Genomic DNA, 24,137 nt, shown 5'->3' on the forward strand with positions numbered 1-24,137 from the left:
AATCTGTTATAGGGGGATAAATATAGAGGGATATTGTGCGCATCAGAATAATAAAATTTTTGAGCGGAATTTTTATTACAATTATCTTTTTATTTGGAGTGGGGATTCTCGTTTTACCTTATCTTATCTCTACAGATGCGATTCGTATTCGTTTAGCGCAGGATTTGAGTGCATGGACCGGTTACAATGTGCAATTGCGTGATCCACCGCGGTTACATCTTTTTCCTTATCCTAAAGCATTTCTTTCTGGCGTTACTTTAACATCAAAAATGGATGATGTTGCGCCATTAATGGAAGCTGAATCAATAGAAGTTGATCTTTCTGTCGTCGATCTTCTTTGGGGACATGTTTCTTTTTCAGAGACGCGGATTATGCGTCCTCAATTTGTTATGGAAAAGCCTGTTAAAACAATAGCAGATTTTTTTGATCGGTTTTCTCGCTCACAAGGTGCATTAGGGTTGGCAATACGCAATACGCGTGAAATATTAAAACATAATCCTGAACATCCAGAGATAGAGCACCTTTTAAAACAACCTTTTGGGCGGATTGTCATTAAAAATGGTGTTCTTGTGTATCACGATAGTTTTTCGGGGATGGCAGAAAAAATAACAGGATTAAATGCGACTTTAGATTGGCCGGAATCGACTCAGGAAGTACGGTTACGTGCAGATGCGCGTTGGCGCGGAGAATTTACAAAGTTATCAATTGATGCTTCTCAAGCATTGCCGCTTCTTGCAGGAGGAAAAAGTCATATTAGGGCAAGTCTCAATTCTGTACGTGGGGGAATAACTTTTACAGGAAAGGCTCGGTTATCTGAATATTATATTTTTGACGGAAAAGTATCGATGCGTTCTCCGGGATGGAATCAGACATTGTCTTGGGTTGGTGGAAATCAGTTTTGGGGACATAAATTTAAAATACCCATTGTATGGGAATCTCATTTTTTAGCGCAGCCAATGCATATTCAAATGAACAATGTTACATTTACGATGGGGAAAGCCAATGCGCGAGGAGCTTTAAAACTCGATTTTCAAGATTATGTACCAAATGTTATGGGCTCGTTAGCCTTTGATAAACTAGATCTTCGCCTCTTGGGTTCAATGTTTTTTTCAGGTAAAAAGAAAAATTCCTTCTTTGATATGACATTTTTTGATCGTATTGGCGTGGATATACGACTTTCTGCGCCACAAGCTAAAATAGGAAATATTTCCCTCACAAATTTAGCTGCTGCAATACAAATAAGAAATGGGCATGGTATTTTTGATCTTGGACATGCGAATATTTTTGGTGGATCCGTGCAAAGTAATATTGAAGTTACGCCAGCTGGACAGAAAGTGCGTATAGGAGGAAATATTTCAGGTGCTTCTATTGATATGCAGGAGACTTTAGAAACCTTGGGATTTATTCCATTTATACAAAGCAAAACGAATTTTACTGCAACGATACGAACACTTGCTGATTCTTGGCGAGAAATTTTTACGCAAATGCAGGGTGAATTAACACTGAAGATGTCTTCTGGTCGGCTCTTAGGATATGATTTGAATGAATTACAAACAAGACTTTTAAATAAACAACAATTTCTTTTAATGACTAATGATACTTTTTCAACAACATTTGATCACTGGGATATTCAGACAAGCTTTTCAGAAGGTATGATGAAGGTGACAGAGTCATTAATGCGTACAGCAGACTTGAGCTTATCCATTCAAGGAACCGTTGCAACTGATATCGCGCAAGGGAAGCAGAATGAATTGATATTACAGGCACAACTACGCAAAAACTATAGATCAGAAACTTTATGTAAAGATGTCCAATGTCTCGCTAATAGCCTTGCATGGCCTTTTACATTTTCTCTAAGCTCTAAAGGGCAAAACCATGGTAATTTTTGGGTTACAAAAGACATTGACGCAGATTGAGAATTGTTTTTTATCTATATAGCACTCTATCTTATAATAGTAATTCGTCTTTTTGCAACTTAAAATTGTCTTTTAATTTAAATCAGAGGTCCCACTCTATCGGAAGATTTTCTCATTTTAAATCCGTTCGTGGTGAAGCAGTAAAAATCGTTCTCTCCGTCATAAGTGTGGTTGATATAGATAAATGATTGAAGAGAGGAATAAAAATCCTTCTTATGGAATCTTTCAAATACAAGAAATTCATAATATTGATGTAAATCTTATAAAAGTTTCTAAAAAACATTAAATTTTTAAGGGGGATGTCGGCTAGTGCTTACTGAATCCCAGAAGAAATACCATAACCATCTTTGGTAATTGTATGCTTCCCATCTGCTCCAACAGAACCAATTCCCACTGTAATCAAAATAAAGGCTAAGAGGGTTGTAATCGTAATAATTGTAGCTTTTTTAGCAGACATATTTTTCCTCCACGGATGCATCAATGACTGAATGCAAAGATGAATGGTGCATTATTTAAACTTTTATGAAAGTAGAATCACTTAAGGATCTATAAGTTCCTATTATTATCTCATAAAGCTAAAAAAACTCTATAATTCTTTAATATATTATAGTTCTATAGATATAATTTTTTCTTTTTGCTATATATTTTTCTTTATTTTCTCGATGATGATAGTGAGCATTGGCAAAATTTTTATGCGCATAAATTATAAACTTAAAAGATTATTTATACGGCAGACATTGGCTTTGAATGAAGAAATAAAGATAGAGGGGGCACAAGCTTCTTATCTTGTGCATGTTTTGCGTATGAAAGAAGGAGCAGAAATTTTACTTTTTAATGGACAGGATGGTGAGTGGCTTGCTAAACTTATCATTGTTAAGAAGAAATTTGTTGTGGTTCAGCTTATCCATCAAGAAAGATTACAAACGACGCATTCCAATCTTATTTATTGTTTTGCTCCACTCAAAAACGCGCGGTTGGATTATATGGTGCAGAAAGCTGTTGAAATGGGGGTATCGATTTTGCAGCCTGTTATAACGCATCATACGCAGGTTACGCGTATCAATATGGCGCGTATGGAAGCCAATGTTATTGAAGCTTCTGAACAGTGTGGCATTTTATCTCTCCCTGAATGCGTATCTGCTCTATCATTAGCAGAACTTTTAGCACGATGGGATGAGACACAGCCTTTATTCTTTTGTGATGAAGAGCATAAATCGCATAATCCATTACCTTCTTTTAAAAAGCGTGACGTTACAACACCTGGTATTCTTATTGGACCGGAAGGTGGCTTTAGTGAAGAAGAGCGGAGCTTTTTAAAAAAACATCCTTTTGTGGTTCCAATATCATTAGGTCCGCGTATTTTACGCGCTGACACTGCCGCTGTTGCTGCTTTGGCTCTTCTTAATGCTACCGTGGGGGATTGGGCAATGGATTGAGAAATCTGTAAAATCATTCTAAACAATTCATTTAAGATGATGATACCAATGATAGGATACGATAAGTTATGGCGCTTGATATAACTGATGAAAGTGAAATTTATAACTTAGATTCCTTGGTTAGTTATTTCCAAGGGGGGTATAAAGCAGAAGATGATTGGCGTATTGGTACAGAACATGAAAAATTTCCGTTTTATAAAGATGGTTTTCACCCTGTTCCATATGAAGGAGAGAGGGGAATCCGAGCGCTTTTAGAGAGGATGCAAAGCGCCTTAGGATGGAAACCTATTTTAGATGACGAGAATATTATTGGGCTCGTAGGATCAGTTAATCAGGGAGCCATTTCTTTGGAACCTGGAGGACAATTTGAATTATCTGGTGCACCATTAAAATCAGTAGGCCATACATATCACGAGTTGATGGAGCATTTAACTCTTCTCAAAAAAATTGCAGAACCATTGGGTATAGGTTTTCTAGGTCTTGGAGCTAGTCCAAAGTGGACTTTAGCTGAAACGCCACGAATGCCTAAATCACGTTACCAGATTATGACTGATTATATGCCTAAAGTGGGGCATAATGGTCTTAATATGATGTATCGCACATCAACAGTTCAGGTTAATCTTGACTTTTCATCTGAAAGTGATATGCGGCGAAAAATGCAAGTGTCCATGAAATTACAGTCCATTGCAACAGCATTATTTGCAAGTTCACCTTTTACAGAAGGACGCCCAAATGGCTTTTTGTCGTGGCGTTCTGAAATTTGGCGTAATACGGATAATCAGAGGGCAGGCGTTCTTCCCTTTATATTTTCTGAGCGTTTTGGTTTTGCTGATTATGTTGAATGGGCTCTTGATGTTCCAATGTATTTTGTTGTGCGGGATGGTCGTTATTATGATTGTACACATATAACATTTCGTCAGTTTATGAATGGAGCATTAAAAGGACAAGTTGCAAATTCAATTCCAAACATGGGAGATTGGATTAATCACTTATCGACGTTATTTCCTGAAGTCCGCTTAAAAAGATTTTTAGAAATGAGAGGAGCTGATTGCGGTTCTTGGAAGCGCATTTGTGCGTTGTCGGCTTTTTGGGTCGGGCTTCTTTATGATAGGGAAGCACTTAATGAGGCTGAAGCTTTGACAAAAGATTGGTGTTTTGAAGAAGTTTTAGATGTGCGCCAACGCGTTCCTAAAGAAGGGTTAAGAACTCCTTTTCGTCAAACTATTCTTTTAGAGTTAGCACGACAAGCTCTTGCTATTGCCCGCAAAGGCTTAAAAAATCGCAAACAGTATGATACGAATGGTTTTGATGAAACAAATTTTCTTAATCCTTTAGAAGAGGTTGTTGCAATGGGACAAACAGATGCTGAAAAATTTTTGTCTCACTACTATTCTATTTGGAATGAATCTGTAGAACCTTTATTTTTAGAATGTGCCTATTAAATTTGAAGAAAAGAGACTTCTTACTTTTTAAAAAATGCATATCACCGTGGTGGCTCATTCACTCATTTGCTCTAGAGAGCATATCCTGCCTTTCTTTTAATATTTCTCATAAAGGGTACAATACAAAAATCTCTTGGGCAGTGTGATTTTTATACCCAATAATATCACGATATTTCCGTAATCTTAATGTTGTACCTTTGTGCTAAAGATAGCTCATAAAAGATATACTTAAGCCTATTATCAAACATTTTTTATTCACATAGCTCATCCCACTTATGAATAGGTCTGAAAATAATATTTTTCACTTTTAAAAGGGATTAAAAAATATAATTTTCGTTTAAAGGAGGAGATATGCCAAAGATCATTTTTAATAGGTAATTTCTTGAAATTATGTTGCTAATATGAATATTTTTTATGTCTTATTATTCTCACTCCATGTATTTGATTATATTATATCAATATGTGTTATTCTTTTGTTACAAGAGTAAAGTATGGAATAAAAATAAAAAATTTCAGTTTTTGCAGAGACGGGCAACAAAAACTTTTTTGTTAGCTAAACATATCTAGTGCGCTTTTAAATTTTTCTTCTTCCATTTTTTAGTAGCCAGATCTCAAGGGGCTTTTATACCTTTTTTTACCATTATACGATATAGTTATACAGTCATCATGAAGGCAATAGATGTATTTTTAAAACGGGTAGGAAAATTACAGGAGATCATTTTCTCTATACAGATAATTTATTCTTTTGCTATTTCCTCTTTTTAGCGATATTCTGAATTTCTATAGTTGTCATTTGAGGTATGACTGATAAAGTTCGTTGTACGGATAGAGATCATTCACTTTGGTATATCCAAGTGATATTAATACAGCAAACAAAACGATCAATAGAGAAGATAAAACAATAAATGTTACGGTACGTTTCATGAGTGATTTAACTCCTTATCTTCGATAAATAGGCCGGTATTGAATAGGGGCTATTACGACGGTTGATATCATTTAATTTGGTTATATCAATGGTATATGTGATATTTTTGTTGGTATTGTGTTTCAAATTATATGGAATGATATGTAGATTACCAGTGGCGTTGCATTTCCCATAAAAGGGTATTGTATGGCATAGCTACACCCAACAAAGTACTCATATACTAACAAAAGCATAAAAGACAATCAGTATTTTAAAGGTATGGAAAAGGCTTTTTCGTAACATATACACTAATATATCTAGAATTTATGTAATACGATACGTATTTATTGTAAATAAATATTTTACAATTTTATATATTTTAAATATATTATGTGTAAATATTGTTTATATGCTTATTACTTGATTATTTTTTATTATGTCTTTTAAAGATATATTGTGTAATTCATTAAACAATTGCGTTATTTATTATCTATAACATTAATAATATTTATAAACGCTCTCATTATGCGTATTTTTAGCTTTATAACGTATCAGTTTTTTACTAAATGGTTTTAATGATTTTTGTAGATTTTGTTTATAAGGTGCTCTAATTTGAACAACTTTAATAGGCACCGCGCTCTTTATAACCAACGCGTTCATTTGCATTGTGATTATGAAAACTTGCTTTTTTCACGCATGCTCTATAGCTATTATATTTTTATAGTCATGGCACCATTTTTCATTTTCATAAGATAAATGATAAAGATGATAATGCGCTTTATTGCCTTTTATAAAAACATCTAAAGAGAGACTGATAATTATAGAGGTCAGCAAACTCCCTTTTAATAGACTTTTGTCACTTTTGTCAGTTTTCTGTCAGTAAATTGAACCGACAAAATAGATCATTTTAGTGAGTGATTAAATATACCTTATGAAAAGCATGTGATTCTTTAAAGCCATTTCAAAAGATAGGTTCTAGTCATAAAAAATGCTATTAAGACCATTATAGTTATTAGTTTTGAGGTTCTTGAAGATTTTTAGGATTTTAGACACCTTCAAAATCTATAAGTAAAATGAATACATAAAGCTCTTTTTCAACAGAGTTTTTCAAAACAATAAAGCTATCATTTTAGATTACGATATAATCTTTTAAAAGCAATCCAAATAACAGTATTTAAAAGTGCAAAGATTCTTTTTTAGAATAACGCATGATAAGCTATCCTTTTAAGATTGTAGGTAATAAACTTAATAAGATGATTAAAGTTATAGACTGCCGTTTTAAAGCAATACACAAGAGACCTTTATGAGGTGTGTTAACCTCATAAGTCTATTCGGTTTCTCACACTTCTAATTTTGGTAGTTTCTTAACAATTTTCATTGTTTCTAAACTTATAGTATGATCCTTTGAAACAACTCTAATGGATAAGCAGGGTTACTAATGGTTCCAATAGCATAGCGATTGGCATCATTAACAATGCCACTCTTTTTATCTGTCTTTACACATTGACGCTCCATAACCCATTCAAGAGAGGGGTTGCCATTAACGATATACTCATAAGCTTCAAGAAGGATGTCTGTCATGATGATATTGCTGTTGTAAATAACAGTAGATTTATCCTTTTCCTTACTATTTTTAATTTTTGCGAATTTCATTTCTGTCACGTAATAAAAATTTTCGGGATTAGAGATGTCAGTCAGTTTTGAATTACCCTTTTTAAAAGGTCACAAGATAAGGCTCCACACTTTCATAATTCATGTGCAAGTGATCAAATTCACACTCTGTTGTCACAATATCCAGAAATCTTCAGCGCTTATTTACACAAGGGATACGAGGCAATTCTTTGCATAAATTTTTCATCAATTATGAGCATAGCGAGTACGGTAATCTTTTGAATGTAATAATCCGTAAGCGTAATAGAATAGATCATCTTTAGTTATGGTCTCACTAGGATAAGCAGCTTAAAATGCGCTAATCCTTTATCAGTGATGGCATCACGCCTCTGTAAACCAGATGTTTTTCTTTCCTTTATTGAATTTGTAAACAAATGGGATTGTTTCTCATCATGATCAGTTATAGAAGATTCAACATTTTTATAAAGATACCGTGGAAAGCATTGGCCTGTATCTATTGCATCTAGATTAGGTAAATTCTTAGCTATCAACACAGAAAAATCGCTTCGTGCTCCTATGCTTGTAATTTCTATGACTCTATTTTCTACTGCTTGCCCCATAGGGAATACATGTGGTATCTGATAAACTCCGTCATTGAAGATACGATTATAATAAAGCCATAGTCGTGTAAAAGAACGATACGAACTTTGCATGAGGCATGTCTTTTCAAATTCAAAAACCCTTCCTCTTATTAGTTCTTGCTTAACATTATAACTACAACTTTATATCTAAAGTGATAAAATTATCTACGGCACATACACGTGTTGTTCGATCAGCATATAGATATGTATCGTTAAAACGTTTTACTGCGCTATTATAAAAAGCAATCATATTATTTATATTTTCTGCCCAAGCTCCGTCCTCCAATGTTGCGACAGCTCTTGCATTAAGACGTTTCATAAGAGGTATTTCTACTCCTTTCTTATACATTTTTTATCTACACGCCAGCCCTGCTTGCGACGTGCAAGAAAATGATTTTGATTGATTCAAGCATAAACAGGTTTGAAATGAGAGAATCTTACGTTATTCGGAACTCTCATTTTATATGCAAAACAGTAAATTATTTATTATAAATCAATGTATTGCCGTTCAATAGGCATTGTGACTTTCAAAGTCTTTTTTATGACTATAAAAAGAATTTCGAAAAATAAAAAAGCGTTCATTGAAAGCAAAGAAAGAATCTATGAAAGGTATTTTCTAGAAAAATCATGAATGTTCGATTGTTAATTCATCCTTTCTTGAAAAGCTCGCTTCAGTTCAAATAGCAAAAGAGAGAGGTAAGGATATTGATAGGATAAGATATGCTGGAATTGTTCGGTATTAAGATGCAATGAATGTTGTTTATATTTCTCTTTTTTAACTATTTTATGAGAGCATAAATTTAAAGAATAGGAAAATAATTTTATTTATTTTCTTTAAACAGTTATTAGTAGATAAAAAATTCTCTTTTAATCTATAAATTAAAAAAATAATGATTTTGTAAAAGCCTAGTAAGCTTTATGTTAATTTTAAATATCATGCATTGATTTTGAATTATGCAGATTATTGACGTCAATCATAACAATAGTAAGTGAGCATAGACAATGACATTTAATTTTTTCGTCAATTTATTTCTATTTGTTATTTTTTTATTGTTTGTTTCTCAAAGTAAGAGAATGCAATGGAGTCTTTCACTACGTGTTATGCTAGGGCTTATCCTTGGCTTGATTTTTGGAAGTGTTTTGCAGTTTATTTATGGAGAGGGTGAAAGCACTTTATTGAAATCCGTTGAATGGTTTAACATTGTTGGTGAGGGCTATATCTTATTGTTGCAAATGATTGTTATGCCACTGGTTTTTATCTCTATTGTTTCAGCAGTTGCTCATTTACATTCTGTTTATGCTGTTGGAAAGATGAGTATAATAACAATTTCAATATTGCTTTTTACAACGGCTCTTTCAGCATTGGTTGGTGTTCTTGTGATTAATTTTTTTGGATTAACAGCCGATGGTTTAGTGCATGAAGGGCAAAATGTTTCTGCTATTCTTGAAGGTCATATTTCTAAACTTGGAGATATGAATATACCAAAGATGATTTTGTCTATGATTCCTAAAAATCCATTTGCTGAGTTGAGTGGAGCTAAACGTACGTCAATTATCAGTGTTGTTATTTTTGCGTCATTTTTAGGTGCAGCGGTTCTTCTTTTAAAGAAAGATGAGCCAGAAAAAGGAGAAAAAGCGCTTTTATTTATTCAAGTGGGACAAGCTTGGATTATGCGGTTAGTCCGTATTGTGATTGCTTTGACGCCTTATGGTATTTTTGCACTTATGACGAAAGTAGGAGCAATATCGCGTATTGCAGATATTTTAAATTTACTGGTTTTTGTCATTGCCTCTTATGTCGGTATTATTTTAATTTTTGGAATTCATGGTGTATTGCTTGGTATTTCTGGGGTTAATCCCTTTCGTTTTTTCAAAAAGGTTTTACCTGTTTTAACATTTGCTTTTAGCAGTCGTTCAAGTGCTGCAAGTATTCCTTTGAATATTGAAGCGCAAACACAGTGGATAGGTGTACCACAACCCATTGCGAGTTTTGCAGCTTCTTTTGGGGCAACAATTGGACAAAATGGTTGTGCTGGTCTTTATCCAGCGATGCTTGCGACCATGATTGCACCATCTATGGGTATTAACCCTCTTGATCCTACTTGGATTGCTACGCTTATTGGGGTTGTGACATTGAGTTCTATTGGTGTTGCTGGTGTAGGGGGAGGCGCTATTTTCGCTGCATTGATTGTGTTACCAATTATGGGGCTTCCTGTTACTTTGGTTGCTGTACTTATCTCTATCGAACCGCTAATTGATATGGGACGGACCGCTCTAAACGTGAGCGATTCAATGATAGCTGGAACGATCACCAGTCAAATGTTACAGACAACAGATAAAAGTATTTTTAAAAAATGATTTTAGGTTATGTTTTTTGGGGTTGTAAAACATCTGTAAGAGATATTTGCGCTGAACCAGGTTGTAAGGGTTTTTGTTGATTGGGATGAGGAGCCCAACCAGAGAGCCAGATGAAAGAAAAATGTGCACGAATACGTCCATCAGGATCACTAAATCGTTGTGCATAGATTTCAGCTGCGCGGAGAAAAAAACGTTTGGATACAGGGCGTCGTGAACGATTGATGAGTGCATTTTGCATTCCCATAGCTTTAAGATCGTGCATAAGGTCAAACATTGTATTATAACGTATTGTGATATCTTCAACGTCTGCTACAGGCAGAGCAAAGCCAACACGCTGTAAGAGAGCGCCTGCATCACGAATGTCAGCAAAAGGATAGATCCTAGGGCTTGCTCCACCATAAATTTCACTTTCAGCTTGCAGCAGGCTTTCACGCAATTCTCTTAATGTACCAGCTCCTGCCATAACAGCAAGAAATAAGCCATCTGGTTTAAGGGTGTTTTTTATCTGGCTTAGAACACCAGGGGTATCATTGGTCAATTGTAATGAAAGAAGTGAAACAATAAGGTCACAGTAACTTTGAGGTAAATCAAGAAATTCTCGATGACGTAAATGAAATTTTTTATCATGGCTTTGGTAAAGCGTATCGGTCTCAATACGTTCTATGGAACAAACTTTTCCAGATTTCATTAAAGCTTGCGCAGCAAGGTCTGTATGGCTGTGTAAATCGAGAGCTAATGTAAAGAGGCGATCAACAGTGCTAAGACGTTTATAGAGATCTTCTGCCATGTGAGAGAGTAAAAAGTCGTATCCTTTTTTTGCTTTTTGAAAGGCACGTTTTCGGAATTGTTCAATGCGGTTATGATCAAAAATTAAAGGATGCGACATATTATGGAACACTTTCGATCTATGAAAGAATATATTTTGAAAAGGTTCATTATTTGTGCAAGCTCTGTCAAGTTTATAATATAAAAGAAAAATAAATTTATAGAAGGTAAGAGTTTTTAAAGGAATTAAAATTATAAATTGAGGAAATACAAAGGAACTTTTGTTCTGAGGGAAACTTGTAAAAGCCTAAATTTATAATGTTGTATTTTCGAGAAGCGGCGTTAAGTAGTGGGGATATACTAAGTAAGTTCATTGAACGCTTGAAAACGGTGCTTTATCCACCAATTTGTCCTGGATGTAAGCAAAATGTTTCTACTTATGGCACGATTTGCTCCGAATGTTGGAAAGACCTTCAATTTATCACTAAACCTTATTGTCCTGTTATGGGGACTCCCTTTGTTTGTGATATGGGGGATGGTTTTCTCAGTGGTGAAGCTCTTCGTAATTCTCATCCTTTTTCACGTGTCCGTTCTGCTATTGTTCATAAAGGGCTTGCACGAGCTTTAGTAACGCGCTTAAAATATGGTGATCATATAGAATTGGCATCATTTATGGCCAACTGGATGATGTTTGCTGGACGCGAGGTTATTGATGATTGTGATGTTATTATTCCCATTCCATTGCATTTTCGTCGTTTTTGGGAGAGACGTTATAATCAATCTGCTGAGCTTGCACGTTATATTGCAGCATCACAAAAAAAGCTTTTAAAACCGAGTTGGCTTGTTCGTTGTCGGCATACCCGTCCGCAGGTTAGTCTTTCTTCGAGAGAGAGAAAACTTAACGTAAAAAATGCTTTTAAGGTTTCGCATAAGGTTAAAAAATATCTCAAAGGATGTTCTGTTTTGCTGATTGATGATGTATTTACAACAGGTGCAACAGTTACAGCAGCAGCTGCTGCATTAAAATATGCAGGTGCACGACAGGTTGATGTGCTAACATTTTCGCGTGTTCTCAAAGAAGATTCTATTTTTCCCTCCTCGTAAGAGGAATTTAAAGTGAATATTATTAAAAAATATTGGAGGATAATACTATGAAAGAGATAATAATTTATACACGCCCTAACTGCCCTTTTTGCACAAAAGCACGTGATTTGCTTAATAAAAAAGGCGTAAAGTATACAGATATTGATGCTTCCACATCCCTTCGCCAAGAAATGGTACAACGTGCAAATGGACGTAATACATTTCCACAAATTTTTATAGGTGATTATCACGTTGGCGGTTGTGATGATCTTTATGCTTTAGAGGCTGAGGGAAAGCTCAATTCTTTATTACAAGGCGTATAATATTTGTAAATTACATATCCTTAAGACCGTTTTGCGAGAAGGAGATAGTTAACGCTCATGTCTTTTGAGCGATTCCAGCTGTCGTTTAATGGGTTATAAGTAATCCCTATCTCATCAATGACAGTTAGGGCGTTTTTTGATAAGAAACTTTTAAGTTCTAGAGGTTTTAGGAATTTTTTATAATCATGTGTTCCTTTAGGAAGCCAACGTAGAATATATTCAGCGCCTACAATAGCAAGCCCCCATGATTTCCACGTGCGGTTGAGTGTTGAGACAAACATTAACCCTTGTGGTTTCAACATTTTTGCTGTAGCTGCTATGAAGAGATTAACATCAGCGACATGTTCAACAACTTCCATATTAAGGATGATATCAAATTTTTCTCCTTCATTGGCAAGAGCTTCTGCTGTCATCGTGCGGTAATCAATGGAAAGATCATTTTGAGCTGCATGGGTTTTTGCGACTTCAATATTTGTTTGTGCAGCATCAACGCCTACGACCATAGCGCCAAGACGTGCCATTGGTTCACATAACAAGCCTCCTCCACAGCCAATATCAAGAATTTTCAAATTGTCAAAGGGCGTAAATGAACAAGGGGCACGATTAAACTCTAAACAGATTTTTTCTCTGATGTAAGCAAGGCGCGTTGGGTTAAATTGGTGAAGAGGTCGAAATTTTCCTTGTGGATTCCACCATTCTGTAGCAATACGTGAAAAATGATCAATTTCACTTTGATCAATAGTTGTTTGTGTTTCATCTATCATGTTGCCTGCCTTTTATTTTTAATGATCAAGTCCAGTAGATTTTATACAAAGTCAAGAGAAATTAATATAATCATAATGAAACTTGCACAAATGATAGATATTCGCTATGTCGAGAAAATGGTTAGTTGATACAGCATCTAATTCTCATTACCGTTTGAGATAAGAGATGTAAAGGTAAGAGTGTTATTAATGGCGCGCATTGTCATGAAATTCGGTGGAACATCTGTAGCAAATATTGAATGTATTCATAATGTTGCACGGCATGTCAAAAGAGAGATTGATGCAGGCAACGAGGTTGCCGTTGTCGTATCTGCGATGGCTGGTAAAACCAATGAGCTTGTTCAGTGGACGTGTGATGCTTCCTCCAAGCATAGAGATGCTCGTGAATATGATGTTGTGGTTGCTTCTGGTGAACAGGTTACTTCAGGTTTGTTGGCTTTGACACTTCAAGAAATGGGTGTGAATGCACGTTCATGGCTTGGTTGGCAAATTCCTATTCATACAGACAATGCGCATGGACGTGCACGTATTACTGATATTGATGGATCTTTTTTAATCGAGTGTTTTCAGGAAGGTCAGGTTGCCGTTATTGCTGGTTTTCAAGGGTTAGCTCCAGATAACCGGATTTCTACCTTAGGGCGTGGGGGATCAGATACAAGTGCTGTTGCTATAGCCGCGGCTGTACAAGCTGATCGCTGTGATATTTATACGGATGTAGATGGTGTTTATACAACGGATCCACGTATAGAACCGAAAGCGCGTCGTTTACCAAAAGTAGCTTTTGAAGAAATGCTGGAAATGGCTTCTCTTGGTGCAAAGGTTTTACAGGTTCGTTCTGTTGAATTGGCAATGGTTCATAAGGTTCGTACCTTTGTGCGTTCAAGTTTTGAGGATCCTGATGCGTTAGGCATGGAGGATCCAATGAGTTCTTCTGGAACACTTATTTGCGATGAGGATGAAATCGTGGAACAACAAAATGTTACTGGTATTGCTTTTGCTAAGGATGAAGCGCAAATTTCCCTTCGTCGGCTTGCCGATCGTCCAGGGATTTCGGCAGCAATTTTTGGTCCCTTGGCTGAAGAGCGCATTAATGTTGATATGATTGTGCAAAATATTTCTGAAGATGGCTCAAAAACTGATATGACTTTTACTGTACCATCATCAGATGTAGAAAAAGCCGTTGCACTTCTTGAGAAGAATCGCAAAGAAATTGGATTTGATGTTCTCCAATTTGAAAGTGATCTTGCCAAGGTATCTGTGATTGGTATTGGAATGCGTAGCCATGCAGGTGTTGCCGCTACAGCATTTAAGGCTTTGGCTGAAAAGGGTATTAACATTCAAGCAATTACGACCTCAGAAATTAAAATTTCTATTTTGATTGATAGTGCTTACACTGAACTTGCGGTTAGAACATTACATGCTGTTTATGCACTTGATAAGGGATAAGCATTTTTTAGTTTCAACAAAGTTTCAATAACATAAAGCTTTAATATATATTAATAATTTTTGTTAAGGACAATTTATATTTTTAACTTAAATAGAATATTTAATACAGCAAAACTCTCTCATTTTAAATTTGTTCATGATGAATTTAAAAATGATTACTTATACATAACAAGAGAAAGATGTTTGTGTAAAAAAATGTTTAAGAAGGGATATAAAATATGCCGTCTATAAACGTTTTAAAGCCTATAGAGAGGGATAGAGAAGTCTTCACAATAAACTTTAATAGAATAAGGAACAAATCACTGCGTTTATTCAAAGGATGCATGTGACATGAGGGACAGCCTTGTGAATACAGATTTAATATTATAAATCTTAGAGAAATTTGAGCTCATTGGATTAGTGACGGAATTATCAAAAATAGAATCGAAGATGTATTTTCTAGAGATATTTAGCTTGTCTCAAATGGTTGTTTATGGCTTTATGTGTATCTTGTAAATTTATTTCTTTCCTTATTATGAGGCAATAAAAATATATCTTTATAGACAATATTTATGTTGCGCTATAAGTTGTAGAATTACTATATCTTATGCGTTTACGGCTTATAGCTCTTCAGAAGCACTTTTCATAAAATCATGTAACGATAGATCAAAATTAAATGATAATATTATAGCGTGCTGCTTTCATGATTTCATTACTTAAATTTTTTCTCATGTCTATTTATTTTTTTTGAATTATGACTAAGATTTTCAGAGTTTTCGATACCTCTATATGTTCTTTAGGTTAACTTTCTTCCCTTAAATACTCTATTACAAGTATTTTCTTTGTCATACTGTCACTCACGCATGAAATACATTCTCTCGTTTGTGCCGTATATCGTGCTAGTTTCTTATCATGCTTACATATTTTTCAAATGGTCGTTTTTGTAGGTAAAACTCTTCTTGTAAGAAATATAGCCATTTTTATTATTCTAATTTTGTTAAATATTTTTTCTCACAAGTTGTTTTTATTCAGTATATAAATGCGAAACGTATTCTCTTGTTTTGTAATTACTTTTTAATAGCATAATGCATTCGAATGGGGATATCCATTTGAAGTGAATATAAGATATGTTATCAAAGTGCAGTAATTAATACAATTATTCCCAATAAAGATATTTTTATAAATATTATTTTACTCTTATTGTATTTAATGTGGCGTTGTATAATTCGAAAGTCTCGGAAATATTGTTTTTTAAATTATCTGTAAAGAGTATTTTATGGTATCAAGAAATATAGAGCTAACTCTGTAAACAAAAAGAAAATAAATATCAACTAAGAGCGGGAAAAGGGGAGTGCAACGATATATATGCTTTATTTTTCCACTGATCGTATGTTTTAGAATAGTCTAAATGACTAGGGTTTTCTTTTTTCCCGCGAGTTAATTACGTAAACTAGAGCGCTCCCTATGGAAGAATGCTTCAAGCTTAATTCTTTCATGGAGGGAAACAAGCGATGTGTCTATGATAAAAAACGAGGATATTTTTTCTCTCCATTGTCAATCGAGTAGTGATTTTATGACGTTGTTATTCCAAATAAATCTTTTGTTTTTTGTTACCTGTATCAATATCTAATGTCAGCGCAGATGCACGTTTGACGATATATATATATTGAGACGGATAAGGGGACTACGAGCAACTCCTGTTTTTGTATGCCAGATAGGAACAAGGATGTTGCGTATACTTGTTGGGGGAATCTCTGAAATGGAGATAAAACCTAATTGGGGGAGAATATGAAGCCATAAAAGTGAAAACCAGTTTCCATTTTACAACTTCCTTTTAATTCTGCTTTACAACTTTCAAAGATATTGACAGAAATATCTTTTAAATAATGGATATTACATATTGGTTCACGGTTTGTTTATTGCGTTATTTAAATCGTATATGCCTTTCACGTAAAACAAAACGCTATTATATTGCCAATTTACCGCTTGTTTTAAAGAAATATTTCTCCCCAAGCCCATTACGGCGCTTGTGGATGGTGTAACGTAAAATTTATTGGGGACCATCTCCTTTACTTAGATCAAAGGTGTCAGTTGGTCGTCATCATTTTATTTTTAGTTTTCGTGTTGAACAGCTCTTGTGTTGATATGAAGCATTCTTATTTCTTTCTTCAAATAATGTGACTCCATATTCCTCTTTGGCTGGTGACGTGTAAGGGAATAGTCTTGATTGATTGATCATGTACAGATTTGAAATGAGCAAATCTTACGATATTTGAAGTCCATTCAAGATTTATAATGATAAATTATCATTATAAATCGAATATTTTTACCAAAAAATAATGTGCCTTTTAAGAAGATAAAAATTAAAGTTTTTAGAATACCGGCAATAAAATCAGTAACGAGGAGGGTGGTTTATTGGGAAAAAATAAGCCATGGAATTACTTAACTGATTACGGAATTTTGCTTATTCTTATCTGTTTCGTATAATTAAACATAATATATTGATTTATAATAATTAAATTTTTCTTTATAGTGAATAATTTCCCGACGAAAGGCAGCTTCTCTGAAACCATGAAGCCTTTTATATTGAAACAATTAAAATCATTCCTGTGTATATCACGATTGGAGTTAGTGTATGAATAAAAGATTATTGAAGAAAGGAATAAAAATATTTCTTATGAATCTTCTTAAGTGTCAAAGGTGTTGCGACATTAGAGGCTAGTAAATAGTATGATGATATTAGTTTTCTCCTTCATAAGTGTAAAGATGAGGTGAGATAACGGATTTCACATTAAATATTGTCCGAATCCAACAAATGAGCAAAATCACTTTTTAAGAGTTTTGCATAAAAATGTATTCTCAGTTAGTTTGTTAGGAACTATGAGAAATTCCTTTATTGCGCTTAATATAAATAAATCCATATCCCAGACCGATAAGAGCAGATAAACCAGAGCCACAAAGGACCCCAATTTTTGCAGCATCAAGCAGAATAATATCTTTAAAAGCGAGCATTGAAACAAAGATAGACATTGTAAAGCCAATTCCTGCTAAAAAACCAATGAGTAAAACACCTGTCCATGTCATATGAGGGGGTAGGCGGCATAGCCCTGATTTTACGGCTATATAACTGGCTGTGATAATACCAAGAGGCTTACCAACGAAAAGACCAATGACAACACCCAAAACAATCAAGAATGATTTGTCAGAAGAAAGATCAAAGTTTGCAAAACTTACTCCTGCATTCGCGAAGGCAAAGATTGGCATGATACCGTATGCAACCCATGGATGCAACGCTTTTTGAACACGTGTTACTGGAGCAATCATGGCCCGTTGTCCTTTGCGCATTTTTTTCAATGCGGTTGAAATATGATGCAGATCTGTTTTTGTATTTTTTTCTTGAAGAATTTGCATAGCGTTACTGAGCATGGTGAGTGGCGCCACAAGAGTACGGGTAGGAAGAACGGGAGTCATCATTCCTAAGATTACACCAGCAAGTGATGGGTGAACACCTGTTACCATTAAACCCCACCAGATGATTGCACCAGGTAAAATGTAAAGCCATGCTGATGCAAGTCCGATCCACTGAAAAAATAGCACCAAAGCAATACCTGCTCCTGCAATCATTAAACCGCTAGGATCAATGTTTGTTGAGTAGAAAAAAGCAATAATAAGAACAGCGATAATATCATCAATAATCGCTAATGATAGAAGAATAATATGAAGATTAGAAGGAATTTTTTTTCCAAGAAGAGCAAGAATACCTAGAGCAAAGGCAATATCTGTTGCTGTTGGCACAGCCCAACCGCGTATATGCCCCTCGTTAAAGTTGAAGATAAAGTAAATAATTGCGGGAACACAAACGCCTCCTATTGCGGCAACAATTGGTAAGATTGCTTGTCTAAAATCGGCAAGAGCACCTTCATGAATTTCGCGTCGAATTTCCATTCCTGCGACGAGAAAGAAAATAGTCATAAGAGCATCATTAACCCAGAAATGTAAATCCCATGAAAGAGTGAAATGACCCAAATTAAAGCCAAGAGGTGTATGCCAAAAAGATTCATAGAAAGCAGCATATTTAGAATTGGCAAAAATAAGTGCAGCAGCAGCAGCTAATAAAAGAACAATACCACTAAGAGCTTCAATATGGAGAAAACGCTCGATCGCAGAAAGCGCTTGATTGGTGACACGAGAAGCGCGATTAGGCAGGCGATTTGAAGATAAATCAGACATGAACAACTCCAAGCATCGACATTTTAGGATTCTATATTCTCTGTGTAAATGACCTTATATGATACCTTCTGTATCATATAAAAGCAAAAAGAGGAATAAAGTTCTTAATTTATAGACAAGATCATCATATTTAAAGCACAAAATGTTTAAGGTGATGCTTCATTTTTAATAGTGAGATGTACTTTGTTTAAAGCCTTGGATAGATCATTTTGTAGAGCTGATTCGAGATCAACCATTGTGAGCCCTTTATTATCTTTTGCTTTAATTTTAACAATCAATGTTTGTGGATTTTTAGCAAATTCCCCTAAGGATTTTGAAATTTTTTCTGCTTCGTCATGATTTTTTAGCAGCATTTTTGGGGTCTGCGTCATCATTAGATAGAAATCGTCATAGAGTTCCTTTTTAAGATCATGTTGGTTGTCATTAAGATTTTGCGCAAGATAAGAAAAAAGCTTCTCAATGAAACCTGCATCCCTATATCGCACATCAATTTCATTGATGCCAAAGTCTTGAGAAGCAGCAATCATTACATTTTTCTGACCAGAAAAAAGCTTTTCATCAACATCAATAACCTTAGCCGATATGTTCCCAGATCCAACGTCTTTCATATTGAAAGACATTGCATCAAGAAGGAGCATACGTTTTTTTTCATCGTAAGAAATATCAATTTTTCCTGAAATGTCAAAGCGCTCAAAGTTCATATTTTTGAAGAACTCTAAGTCTTTTTCATTCATTTTTTTAGGTAAAACAGAAAGGTTATTGAGAGAAAGAAAAAGCTTTTTGGGGATAGGTTGTTTCCACAAGGTTGGTTTAAATTGGAGTGATTCGAGTGTTGCTTTCAACTGCGGTATATCAACGGTGATATTATCAATTTTGGCATCCGCTGAGGTAATAGCGAGCAGTATGTTTAGAAGAAGACCATTTTGTGCTATTTTTTCAGCGATTTTATTATTCTCTTTTCTTGCATTAAGATAAGCTTTGATCAATTTTTCAGGAGTTTGTTCAAGCGGCTTCATTTTTAAACCAGATGTTTTAAACTGTCCGAGGAAGAAAGAACTGCTTTTTTCCGCTTCTTCTAAAACATCGACACTTACATTATTCAGAGAAATGGGGCCAGTAACGGTTTTACCTTGGTTGAGAGCATTGTTTTTTCCAAAAATGATAGAATAGGCATAGTTGATGTCGATATCATGAGCTTTTATTGTATCACTTTTAGCCATAAGCTGCATCTGTTTGGCACCATTTACTGCAACTGTTTTAAGATCCATATTTTTAATACTAACTGAACGGATATGGCCATTTTTAAAATCAGAAAGCTGGAAATTCTTGACTTCAACCGTTTCTATTCGGTTATTTTTATTTTCTATAGAAAGTTGTATATTGGGAGCAATAATTGAGGAAAGCTCAATACGCATCATTGACTGTAAAAGCCGTGATGTTATCGTTCTATCTTTTTCTTTTAAGGATACACTCCGAAGAGAAATTTGGGGAATTTGCACATGAATATTATTATGCTTTAAATCAACATTATAAAATGTAAAAGTTCCGGGAATAAAGGAAAGGGGAGGACGGGCAGAAATGGCACCAATTCTAAGTGATGTACCAGCTGGAACAGGTAATATCACATTCTTCAAATTGACTCTACCTAGAATGCTTACTTCAGATGTTCGGGCTTTTATGCCACGACGGGCTATTTCTTGTTTTACAAAACTGTCAAGATAGGGTTTTGCGATATAAAATCCACCAGCAATTATAATTGCCAAGATAGCAACAAATCCAATAATGCAAGTGAGCCAATATCTGAGGTTACTTTGATACCCACTATTAAGATTGATCATTCTTTCTTCTTTCATTTTTATCACTCTTTGAATTGAGAGTGAAGATAAATTCTTTTAAGCAACGACAAAGGTTTAAATATAGCGTGTACCAGTTTCAACAATTATCTACTCTCTATATTAGAGTTATTCTCATCTTTTTTGCAATATAGCTTTATCAACTTTTATCAATTTTCTTTGAGTTTAGCTCTTTATAGAAAATAACGCATAATAAGGAGAGGTAAGTTTATGCGCATCATAATTTTTTATCATTTTAAAATTATCCTAAAATATTCCGATGTCTGTTTTTATCTTGCTGCTGTTTATAGGAATATTTAAAACATAAAAAATATGTTTTTGTGCATTATAATTTAATGGGGAGAGGTGAGTGTTATGACAGAAAATCAAATAATGGCTTTTTCGATCATTGGTCTCATGATGGTTGTTTTTATTTGGGATCGATTTCGTTATGATCTTGTTGCTATTTGTACGTTATTAATAGCTTGTGCTCTTGGTCTTGTCAGTCCGAAGGAAGCTTTTAGCGGTTTTAGTAATGATATTGTTATTATCGTGGGGAGTGTGTTTGTTGTCAGTACGGCCGTATCGCGCTCTGGTATAATGGAATTTATTATTCAACGGATATGGCCAGACGTGAAATCTGTGCGTCTTCAATTAGCCTTTTTAGTTCTTTCTGTTGTCGTATTATCAATGTTTGTTAAAAATATTGGTGCTTTGGCTATTATGCTTCCGATAGCTTTTCAGTTTGCACGTCGTTCTCAGGTTTCTCCTTCTGTCTTTTTGATGCCCATGGCCTTTGGTTCTTTGTTGGGGGGGCTTATGACACAGATAGGAACATCTCCCAATGTTGTTATTTCAGCGATGCAAGAACGTTTAGCAGGAACACCTTTTACTATGTTTGATTTTACACCAGTTGGTGCGGTTATTGCGGCGGCTGGTGTTGTATATTTAGTCTTTTTTTATTGGCTTTTGCCTGTACGTGTGCGTTCAGGTGTATCATTTGATGATGCCATTGATATTCGTAATTATGTTGCAGAAGTGCGTATTCCAATAAATTCACCGATTATAGGGAAAAATATTGTTGATTTGGTTAAGCCATCAAGTGGTGACGTTATGGTGATTCAAATCATCAGAAACAAAGTATCTATTTCACCGTTACCAGATTTTGTTTTGTCTGAAAATGATATTATTTTGCTGGAAGGGTCGCATACAGGGTTAGATAGCGTGATGAACTCTGCTCGTTTAGAGTTTTCTAAGGGGCGAACTATTGCTGCAGGTGATAAGGACAGTGACATCGATATTATTGAAGCAGTCATCACCCATAATTCACCTCTTATTGGTATTAGTGCGAAAGAGTTTTCCCTATTTGATCACTATAATGTAAATTTGCTTGCATTAAGTCGTCAACATGAAAGGGTGCGGGGAAGACTTGATGATATTATTTTCCATCTTGGCGATGTGATTGTTTTGCAAGGACAGGATGCAGTTATTCCAAATTTATTAAGAGAATTGAAATGCCTGCCCCTAGCAAAACGAAATATTGTGTTTGGAAATTTACGACATGGTTTCATCTCTTTAGCTGTTTTATTTATAGCAATTATTTTTACAGCTTTTCATATTGTTCCCGTTGCGTTTTCTTTTTTTTCTGCTGCTGCAGCAATGGTTATCTTTCGCGTTTTGCCCGCGCGTGATCTGTATCAGGCATTAGATGGCCAAATATTAGTACTATTAGCGGCTCTTATTCCAGTGAGTGAAGCGTTAGAGAAAACAGGATGTACGGATCTCATTGGTCAATGGCTGAGCCAATTGGCAATATTTTTCCCACCATCTGGTGCCTTAGCACTTATGTTGGTGACAGCTATGTTGGTCACGCCATTTTTGAATAATGCAGCAACAGTGATGATGGTAGCACCAATTGCGTCAAGTTTTGCTCATTCCCTACATTATAAGCCTGAAGCTTTTTTGATGGCTGTTGCAATTGGTGCGGGCTGTGAGTTTCTTACACCTATTGGACATCAAAGTAATATGCTCGTGATGGCACCAGGAGGATATCGTTTTAGTGATTATCCACGTTTGGGTGCTCCATTGGCGGTGTTGATCGTTATTATTGCTGTTCCAATGCTTATGTGGGTTTGGCCCCTACAATAGGATATTTTTAGAAACTTTAAGGATCAATTACAAAAGGTTGTTAATCGTATAAAGATAAGTTGAAGGGATACATTTTGTATAAAGAGCTTTAACTGAAGATTTGAAATTATACCACACTTTGATTATGGTACTTCGGTATTTTTGATACAGATCAGATTTATCTATTTGGTTTTAGTAGGTATTCGTGGGAATTTATTTTTTGTTCAAGTTTTTAAAAGAATTGTCTTTTCTATTATAATTCTATAATCCAATATTATCAATGATTGCGTTGAAGACTCTAAAAGATTATCTCCCTATATAATGGGGAGAAAGTCCGTTTGAGATGATAGGCAATCATGATAAATATTAAAACAGTGAATTTTTTATAAGACTCAAAACAATATATAAAAGCTGTAATGTGAACAAACAGGGCGGTTACATCATTTTCGATTAAGACTGTTGTAAAAATTCGATTGATTTGGCTACATGTTGATTTAAAATAAATAAACGAGCAATTTAAAGATTTTTAGTTAATTAGGACTACCATCTTTGTCCATTTATGCGTAAAAGCACAGGGAAAGTAACTTTTTTCAAGGTATGATATATGTCGTATGATAGTTTTATTGCTGAAGTGAATGCAGAATTTCGTCAGGAAAAGGCGCTTGCTTTTTGGAGGCGGTATGGTTTTTCAATTATTGGAGCAGCTATTCTTTTTATACTCATGATAGTTGCTTATCAAATTTACCATCATCAGCAAATAAAGAAAGCCGGTTATATTGGTGATGCATTTGTAAAAAGTCTTGATTTTGCGGATACACGTCATTTTGATAAAGCGATAAAGCAATTAGAAACTGTTAAAACCTCTCATTTTGGGGGGTATCCTTTTCTTGCTCGTTTACGTGAGGCTTCTTTACTCATGGAGAAGGGTGACATTATTAAGTCAGTGGAGATTTTTGATTCTGTTGCAGCGGATGAGAAAGCACCAGAGATTTTGCAGAAAGTTGCAAAAATTCGGGCGGCTTATATCCTAGTTGATACAGGGACGTTAGCTGATGTTGAAAAGCGTATCAAAGATATGACAAGTGATACCGATCCTATGCATATGTCTGCAAGAGAGGCTTTAGGTTTAGCTGCTTATAAGGCGGATAAAATGGATGAGGCGGTTTATTATTTTAAGAAAATTTCTGAAAAAGGTGCTTTGGGTTCAAAAATAACAGATCGGGCTCGAATAATGCTTGAGCTGATACAAGCTGAGGGCAAGGCAAATAAGGAATAAATCG

At 35.0% G+C, this 24,137-nt stretch carries 14 protein-coding genes and 1 pseudogene; 9 read left to right on the forward strand and 6 right to left on the reverse strand.

Annotated features, from left to right (window positions below):
* Nucleotides 1–35 precede the first annotated feature (35 nt).
* Entirely contained in the window at nucleotides 36–1,916 is a 1,881-nt protein-coding gene (locus U736_RS0102425) for an AsmA family protein (RefSeq protein ID WP_012754784.1), read from the forward strand.
* Nucleotides 1,917–2,229: 313 nt separating this feature from the next.
* Here U736_RS0102425 and U736_RS12510 read toward each other — a convergent pair whose 3' ends face one another.
* Entirely contained in the window at nucleotides 2,230–2,373 is a 144-nt protein-coding gene (locus tag U736_RS12510) for a hypothetical protein (RefSeq protein ID WP_012754785.1), read from the reverse strand.
* Nucleotides 2,374–2,608: 235 nt separating this feature from the next.
* On the opposite strand from U736_RS12510, the gene U736_RS0102435 reads away from it, so the two are divergent.
* Together U736_RS0102435 and U736_RS0102440 are read left to right on the forward strand one after the other, a co-directional pair.
* Complete coding sequence (locus U736_RS0102435; RefSeq protein ID WP_012754786.1) at nucleotides 2,609–3,352, forward strand: 16S rRNA (uracil(1498)-N(3))-methyltransferase; 744 nt, start codon at nucleotides 2,609–2,611, stop codon at nucleotides 3,350–3,352.
* 68 nt (nucleotides 3,353–3,420) lie between these two features.
* Nucleotides 3,421–4,794, forward strand: coding sequence for a glutamate--cysteine ligase (locus U736_RS0102440; protein WP_012754787.1), 1,374 nt, complete (start codon nucleotides 3,421–3,423; stop codon nucleotides 4,792–4,794).
* A 2,243-nt stretch (nucleotides 4,795–7,037) separates the two neighbouring features.
* Here the strand turns inward: U736_RS0102440 and U736_RS10820 are convergent.
* Nucleotides 7,038–8,218, reverse strand: a pseudogene (locus tag U736_RS10820) (type ISP restriction/modification enzyme); the annotation flags it as partial.
* A 734-nt stretch (nucleotides 8,219–8,952) separates the two neighbouring features.
* On the opposite strand from U736_RS10820, the gene U736_RS0102460 reads away from it, so the two are divergent.
* On the forward strand, nucleotides 8,953–10,308 hold the full coding sequence (locus U736_RS0102460) for an L-cystine transporter (protein WP_012754788.1): 1,356 nt from the start codon (nucleotides 8,953–8,955) through the stop codon (nucleotides 10,306–10,308).
* Nucleotides 10,309–10,315: 7 nt separating this feature from the next.
* Here U736_RS0102460 and U736_RS0102465 read toward each other — a convergent pair whose 3' ends face one another.
* A complete protein-coding gene (locus U736_RS0102465; RefSeq protein WP_012754789.1) occupies nucleotides 10,316–11,194 on the reverse strand; it encodes a methyltransferase domain-containing protein in 879 nt (292 codons plus the stop codon).
* 197 nt (nucleotides 11,195–11,391) lie between these two features.
* On the opposite strand from U736_RS0102465, the gene U736_RS0102470 reads away from it, so the two are divergent.
* Nucleotides 11,392–12,177 (forward strand): ComF family protein, encoded by a 786-nt coding sequence (locus U736_RS0102470; protein ID WP_012754790.1) that lies wholly within the window; start codon nucleotides 11,392–11,394, stop codon nucleotides 12,175–12,177.
* A 47-nt stretch (nucleotides 12,178–12,224) separates the two neighbouring features.
* Nucleotides 12,225–12,479, forward strand: coding sequence for a glutaredoxin 3 (gene grxC, locus U736_RS0102475; RefSeq protein WP_012754791.1), 255 nt, complete (start codon nucleotides 12,225–12,227; stop codon nucleotides 12,477–12,479).
* A 20-nt stretch (nucleotides 12,480–12,499) separates the two neighbouring features.
* Here grxC and ubiG read toward each other — a convergent pair whose 3' ends face one another.
* Nucleotides 12,500–13,243 (reverse strand): bifunctional 2-polyprenyl-6-hydroxyphenol methylase/3-demethylubiquinol 3-O-methyltransferase UbiG, encoded by a 744-nt coding sequence (gene ubiG / locus U736_RS0102480; protein WP_012754792.1) that lies wholly within the window; start codon nucleotides 13,241–13,243, stop codon nucleotides 12,500–12,502.
* A gap of 189 nt (nucleotides 13,244–13,432) precedes the next feature.
* Between ubiG and U736_RS0102485 the strand changes: the two genes are divergently transcribed.
* Complete coding sequence (locus U736_RS0102485) at nucleotides 13,433–14,689, forward strand: aspartate kinase (RefSeq protein WP_012754793.1); 1,257 nt, start codon at nucleotides 13,433–13,435, stop codon at nucleotides 14,687–14,689.
* A gap of 2,850 nt (nucleotides 14,690–17,539) precedes the next feature.
* On the opposite strand, the gene nhaA is transcribed toward U736_RS0102485, so the two are convergent.
* Both nhaA and U736_RS0102495 read right to left on the reverse strand, forming a co-directional pair.
* A complete protein-coding gene (gene nhaA / locus U736_RS0102490; protein WP_012754794.1) occupies nucleotides 17,540–18,898 on the reverse strand; it encodes a Na+/H+ antiporter NhaA in 1,359 nt (452 codons plus the stop codon).
* Between the two features lie 146 nt (nucleotides 18,899–19,044).
* Nucleotides 19,045–20,751: a hypothetical protein gene (locus tag U736_RS0102495; RefSeq protein ID WP_026500260.1), complete on the reverse strand. Its 1,707-nt coding sequence runs from the start codon at nucleotides 20,749–20,751 to the stop codon at nucleotides 19,045–19,047.
* Nucleotides 20,752–21,105: 354 nt separating this feature from the next.
* On the opposite strand from U736_RS0102495, the gene U736_RS0102500 reads away from it, so the two are divergent.
* Nucleotides 21,106–22,878, forward strand: a complete 1,773-nt coding sequence (locus tag U736_RS0102500) for an SLC13 family permease (protein WP_012754796.1) — start codon at nucleotides 21,106–21,108, stop codon at nucleotides 22,876–22,878.
* Between the two features lie 583 nt (nucleotides 22,879–23,461).
* Nucleotides 23,462–24,133, forward strand: coding sequence for a DUF2659 family protein (locus tag U736_RS0102505; RefSeq protein WP_012754797.1), 672 nt, complete (start codon nucleotides 23,462–23,464; stop codon nucleotides 24,131–24,133).
* Nucleotides 24,134–24,137 lie beyond the last annotated feature (4 nt).

Source organism: Bartonella grahamii ATCC 700132, from assembly GCF_000518085.1.
GTDB lineage: Bacteria > Pseudomonadota > Alphaproteobacteria > Rhizobiales > Rhizobiaceae > Bartonella > Bartonella grahamii.